Consider the following 5,578-nt stretch of genomic DNA (forward strand, 5'->3'; position numbering starts at 1 on the left):
ATATTTTGTTCGTTTCGTCGCTGTAGCCTTCTTTGTTTTCGCTACGCTCAAATACAATTTGGGCTACGCAACTCAACTCACGCGCATTCATCCCACGCTCCTAAGAGTGAGACGTGGGGCTTCTGCTGATTAAGCTAACAGTTGACAAATTAGATGATTTAGCAGAAGCATTGTTAGACTTTTCAGAAGTTGCTGATTTAGTAACTTGGTTAAATCAGCATGAAAATTGATTAATCAGAAATTGTTATATAAGTTATGGATGTTGAAGAGTTGCTCAAGCTTTATGCTGCTTGTTTTGGATTTCCCGTAAAGTTGCTAAATTTAAGTTGGTGATTTTTTGGTAAGCTTGGTCTATACAGGGTTTACCTCTGAGGTAGCCTGTATTAGCGCCAGGGCATAAATAAGTTAAAGTTTGTGGTGTGAAGCGATCGCTCAATAACTTAACGCTTTTGAGTTGTCGTGACCAATGAAAAGTTTTAGAAGTGCGTAGTGGCATAGGTTCGCCATGCTGGTTAGGAAGTAAATGCCGTCCCGAAAATAACACGCCGTCAAATTCACGATAATATAAACAAGAAGAGCCTGGAGAATGGCCTGGTGTCCAAATTATTTGTGTTGTGGCATTGAGAGTGAACTCATCAGTAAAAGTGGTGACAGTTGCACCGGGCAATAAATAGGCTTCTTGTTCTTGGACGAGAATTTCGCAATTTAAGATTTGCTGATATTCTGCGGCTTTACCAATAGCACCACGATGACTGATAAAAAACCACCTGACTCCCCCATGTAAGGACAAAAAATCCTGGTTTATTTGTTCTAAAGCTGGGCAATCTATGAGAATATTTCCTTCATTGCTGATAATGAAGTAAGATGTTCCTCCTAAAGTGTCCCGATTAGGTGGAAAGGCAAAAATACTGTTATTCGTAAGAATCAGAGGATTTTCTGGCGTTGACGGGCTTTTTGTCAAGATAGAACGTGGTGGTTTAGTCTTGTAACTCGACTGCTGGGGAAAAGAAGACATAAATGAAAAAACTCAAACTCAAGGAGTGGTGAACAATTAGGTTACAGTGTATTCACCATGACTGTGAACTGTGATTGAAAAATTAAGGCGTGCAGTCTTGCTTATAATTAAAATCTGTAACAAAAATTATAAGTAGGGCATTTTATCAAACATAGTGAAAATAATATGGCATTTTGGTTTCTCCTCCTTCTGGGGTCATTGACTTATTTAATGATGCAACAAAGCGTTGCACGGGCTACAAGAACCCCTGTATGGTTATTGTGGTTGGTTTTAATGACACCTGCATTTGTATTGACTGGTTGGACGCTGATATATGGTCCTAAACAAGCTCCCCCATCAGCACTCATTCTTTGGGTATCGGGAGGTTGTTTATTATTATATTGGGTATTGTTTAATCGGGGTCGGCAATTACCCGTAAATCCCCAAAATCAATCTCCGGAAAATCTATCACCATCAGATCATCATCCTCCCGGAGAAACAGCACCTGTCCGTCCCATAGACTTAGCAGAAGAAAGCCAATTGCGAAATTGTTTTCCCTGGTCTGTTTATTATGTGCAAAATATTGAGTATCGTCCCCAAGCAGTAATTTGTCGGGGACAGTTGCGAACTATGGCTAGTGCGGCTTATGAGCAAATTAAAACTAATATTGAAAGACAATTTGGCGATCGCTTTTTAGTCATATTTCAAGAAGGAATGAATGATAAACCCTTCTTTGTTTTAGTTCCCAATCCCCAAGCAGTTAAACCAAATAACCAACAAGACGCAGAAAAAATTTCCGAACCAGTCTTAGCATTACTATTGTTAGTAGCAACTTTATTCAGCACCACTTTTATCGGCTCAAAAATCGCGGGTTTTAATATCACCCAACTAGAATCTGATTTCACATTATTTTTTCAGGGTTTACCTTATGCTTTGGGACTAATAACTATCTTAGGAACTCACGAACTAGGTCATTATTTAACAGCGAAATTCTACAAAATTCGCACCACATTACCCTATTTTATTCCTATACCTTTTTTCTTGGGCACATTTGGTGCTTTTATTAAAATGCAGAGTCCCATACCTCACCGCAAAGCATTATTTGATGTGAGTATTGCAGGACCCCTGGCAGGATTTATTATGACTATACCTTTATTAATTTGGGGTTTAGCTCATTCAGAAATAGTAGCTTTACCCGAAAAAGCCGGACTTTTAAACCCCAATGCACTCAATCCTAAATATTCGATTCTATTAGCTTTACTTTCAAAATTGGCTTTAGGAAGCGAATTAACTGCAAAATCTGCCATTGATTTACATCCAGTTGCAGTTGCAGGTTTTTTAGGATTAATTGTCACCGCATTAAATTTAATGCCTGTGGGACAATTAGATGGTGGTCACATTGTTCATGCTATGTTTGGACAACGGACTGCTGTGATTATTGGTCAAGTTGCCAGATTATTATTACTAATGCTTTCGTTTATCCGAGAAGAATTTTTATTTTGGGCAATTATTTTATTATTTGTTCCCTTAGTTGATGAACCTGCTTTAAATGATGTCACAGAATTAGATAATCAGCGGGATTTTATGGGATTAATGTCAATGGCTTTGCTATTGTTGATTGTTTTACCATTACCCAAATTTCTAGCTAATTTGTTGCAAATTTAAGAAGAAGGAGTTAGGAGTCAGGAGGAAGAAGGAGGAAGAAGTAAAAACTAGTACACAACGGCGTAAATCAACCAACCATTCTAAATCGTTAAAAAGCCTATACTGTCTTTGTTTTGACTTTTGACTTTTGACTTCCGCCCTGCGGTACTAGCTTGCTGTCTGGCTTGGAATTTATATCCTGTACCTAATTAATCTACAATTTGCTGTAAATGTGATCAAGAGGCAAGAGGTAATTACCAATGACCAATGACCCATTACCCATTATCAATGACCCATTACCAATTACCAGCCTCAATATTGTAGTCGAATGTTTTAGACTGCGGGTGTATTAACTGAATTAGCGGCTTCAGTAGCCTTTTTAGAAGCATCTGTGCTACCCATACGGATTTCAGAAGTGAAGGAAGCCATGCTAAAGCCACCGAAACGCTTTAGCACACTTACCCGCATCCGTAAATTAGGACTAGCAAACCATAGCCTTTCTTCAGACCACATGGTTTCATACTCAGTAATTAGAGTTAAAGCCCCATCATCACCGATTTTATAGCTACCAGCAACGGGGGCTTTTTCGGCATAACCCATTTCCCGAAGTAATTTACCTTCATCTGGGTTATCTGTATTGGGGACTGTGGCTAAAACAGTCGAACCCTGATGTTTTTCTTCGTCCCATTCCATTGTGCCATTCCAGGTAACTCGCGCCCCACAGGAAGCTTTATTTGGCGCAATTTCATACTGTTCACACAGTTTAATTACTTCTGGATGATCAGCGGCTAACATTTCAATTACAATGTCTGATTTGCCATCTTCTGACTGTTTAAACGCTAAGTGGTGACTGGTGCGATGGGAAAACCATTTTCCAGCACTTAATTCAAAAAATTCTTCAATGTTCATAAATAAAGTTGTCCTGCATCACAATTTTAACAATGCCTTCTATTATTAAAAACTAGGAAGCGACTTTCAGTTCAACTCAACCTGAGTTCGATATAAGAGAATTGTTGGAAAACTCGCCCCAAGTATGATTCTCAAACCCTTACGATCTCTTTGAAAAAATCATAACTCCAAACTCCGTTCGCGTAGAGAAACTCCTAACACCGAACTCAGTTAACTCAGGTTGTTGGTTTCCTCAAGTCTTTGTAGAGAAATCCTGGCTGCTTCAGCAACGTTTTTATGACTATCCTTTTCTAGATATTTTAAGGCGGAGACACTTTTGGGAGTCGGTAAATTGCCTAAAGCCTCAGCTAGTCTTTGTCGCACTAACCAATCCTCTGATTGGGCAAAACGGAGAATATGGGTAACAGAATTTATATCGCGGATTTCGCCTAAAGCGGAAATAGCTGCTTGTTGGATGACTATTTCTTCGCTATTTAAGGCTTGGATGAGAATATCATGGGCGCGAGGGTCTTTGATATTACCTAAAGATACGGCAGCACTAAATCGCACTAGCCAGTCTGTATCTTCATAAAATGCCCGTGATAGCACTTCTAAGGCTCTATTGTCTTCCAGATATCCTAATGCACCGGCAGCATCAGCGCGGATGCCATAATCTGGGTCTGTTTCTAAAATTTTCACCAGAATAGAATAGCACTCTGGGGTTTTTTTGATTCCGAGAGCGAATATTGCCATTGAGCGCAGCTGCAGGGATTCATCATCTAGAACCTTTTTAATTAAAGGGACTGCATCATCGGCAGATATATGACGCAAACTAGCAAGAGCTATCATGCGATCGCGCAAATTTGGACTTTCTAACTGAGTCGCAATTACTTCTAAACTTGGAGCAGCCATTTATTTGACAGCAATTTCTTAATTTATCTTTACTTTAACGTAATTGGGGCAATCTCAACTACGATTCTTGTGATTCTGATAATTTGGATGATTTTGGCGACAATAAACCCATTAATCATCTCAATCAAAGAGATGACACAAATCATAGTTCAGACTTTGGTATGATATTGTTACTTAAACAACCGTAAAACTTCATACCTATACTATGTCTTAAGAAAGAAGAGAATAGATCGGAATAGACGTAGGGTTAATGGAACGACTGTGAAAGACAGCGAAATTACCATTAGGAGAATGATCATGGTTTTAGTTAGCGATCGCCCAGGCACAAAGAAAATCACTGGCTTACAACAGAAGTTTATCTATGAAATTAACACGATGTCCGATGCTGAAAATCGCTTTTTAGAAGCCCAGCAAATGATGTGGCAATGTTGTCAAAACAGTAAATTGAAAGCAGTGATTGAGCCACATATTCAAGAAACTGAACAGCACATTGAAAACTTGAAACAGGTGTTAAATACTTTAGGAGAGCAACCACAACGAATTACTTGTGATCTTGCGACTGGTTTAATTAGTGAATGTCAAAAATTCACACTTCTAGCTGCGGATAATCCCAAAATTTTAGACGTAGGACTAGCAGAATGGCATTGTAAAATTGAACAATTGGAAATTGCTTGTTATCGTGGCTTAATTAAAGTTGCCGAGCAAATGGGACAAAACCAAATTGTCCAGTTGTTAGAGCAAAATTTACACCAAGAAGAACAGACAGCACAAAAGCTGGAACAGTTGATGATGCAGTTAGTTCAAGAAGCAAAGCAACCTGAAGCTAAGGCTACTGCTAAGGCTCGTTAACCTAAACAGTAAGTAGGTTGGCGTTAAAAATTGTTGTTGGGGCAAGGGAACAGGGAACTCTTAACTGGGAACAAGAAGAGAGTTTTGGGCGATTTTACTTTTCTTCACATACCTTTAAATTTTTCGGTTCACCTATTTAGAAGCCTCTCACCTACCCGATAGGGAGGTGATGTTAGCTTAATCAGCAGAAGCCCCACGTCTCACTCTTAGGAGCGTGGGATGAATGCGAGTGAGTTGAGTTGCGTAGCCCAAATTGTATTTGAGCGTAGCCAAAACAAAGAGCACAAGATG

At 39.2% G+C, this 5,578-nt stretch carries 6 protein-coding genes; 3 read left to right on the forward strand and 3 right to left on the reverse strand.

Annotation, left to right across the window (positions count from 1 at the left end; genetic code table 11):
* The first annotated feature begins 113 nt into the window (after positions 1-113).
* A complete protein-coding gene (locus PN471_RS05830) occupies positions 114-230 on the forward strand; it encodes a DUF4351 domain-containing protein (protein WP_334311903.1) in 117 nt (38 codons plus the stop codon).
* A 44-nt stretch (positions 231-274) separates the two neighbouring features.
* Here PN471_RS05830 and PN471_RS05835 read toward each other — a convergent pair whose 3' ends face one another.
* Positions 275-1,015 (reverse strand): MBL fold metallo-hydrolase, encoded by a 741-nt coding sequence (locus PN471_RS05835; RefSeq protein ID WP_271776037.1) that lies wholly within the window; start codon positions 1,013-1,015, stop codon positions 275-277.
* A 165-nt stretch (positions 1,016-1,180) separates the two neighbouring features.
* Between PN471_RS05835 and PN471_RS05840 the strand changes: the two genes are divergently transcribed.
* Positions 1,181-2,659 carry a site-2 protease family protein gene (locus PN471_RS05840; RefSeq protein ID WP_271776038.1) on the forward strand — a complete coding sequence of 493 codons (1,479 nt, stop codon included), beginning with the start codon at positions 1,181-1,183 and terminating at the stop codon, positions 2,657-2,659.
* Between the two features lie 312 nt (positions 2,660-2,971).
* Here the strand turns inward: PN471_RS05840 and PN471_RS05845 are convergent, their stop codons facing one another.
* Both PN471_RS05845 and PN471_RS05850 read right to left on the reverse strand, forming a co-directional pair.
* Positions 2,972-3,547 (reverse strand): phycobiliprotein lyase, encoded by a 576-nt coding sequence (locus PN471_RS05845; RefSeq protein WP_271776039.1) that lies wholly within the window; start codon positions 3,545-3,547, stop codon positions 2,972-2,974.
* Positions 3,548-3,757: 210 nt separating this feature from the next.
* A complete protein-coding gene (locus tag PN471_RS05850; protein ID WP_096665645.1) occupies positions 3,758-4,438 on the reverse strand; it encodes a HEAT repeat domain-containing protein in 681 nt (226 codons plus the stop codon).
* A gap of 297 nt (positions 4,439-4,735) precedes the next feature.
* Here PN471_RS05850 and PN471_RS05855 point away from each other — a divergent pair, with 297 nt between their 5' ends.
* Complete coding sequence (locus tag PN471_RS05855) at positions 4,736-5,287, forward strand: YciE/YciF ferroxidase family protein (protein ID WP_271776040.1); 552 nt, start codon at positions 4,736-4,738, stop codon at positions 5,285-5,287.
* Positions 5,288-5,578 lie beyond the last annotated feature (291 nt).

It is taken from the genome of Aphanizomenon sp. CS-733/32 (assembly GCF_028330045.1).
GTDB lineage: Bacteria > Cyanobacteriota > Cyanobacteriia > Cyanobacteriales > Nostocaceae > Dolichospermum > Dolichospermum gracile.

What these genes read in the sequence shown, in the direction of transcription:
- PN471_RS05835 (WP_271776037.1), bottom strand. Translation starts at nt 1,015, where the DNA reads ATGTCTTCTTTTCCCCAGCAGTCGAGTTACAAGACTAAACCACCACGT.
- PN471_RS05845 (WP_271776039.1), bottom strand. Translation starts at nt 3,547, where the DNA reads ATGAACATTGAAGAATTTTTTGAATTAAGTGCTGGAAAATGGTTTTCC.
- PN471_RS05840 (WP_271776038.1), top strand. Translation starts at nt 1,181, where the DNA reads ATGGCATTTTGGTTTCTCCTCCTTCTGGGGTCATTGACTTATTTAATG.
- PN471_RS05855 (WP_271776040.1), top strand. Translation starts at nt 4,736, where the DNA reads ATGGTTTTAGTTAGCGATCGCCCAGGCACAAAGAAAATCACTGGCTTA.
- PN471_RS05850 (WP_096665645.1), bottom strand. Translation starts at nt 4,438, where the DNA reads ATGGCTGCTCCAAGTTTAGAAGTAATTGCGACTCAGTTAGAAAGTCCA.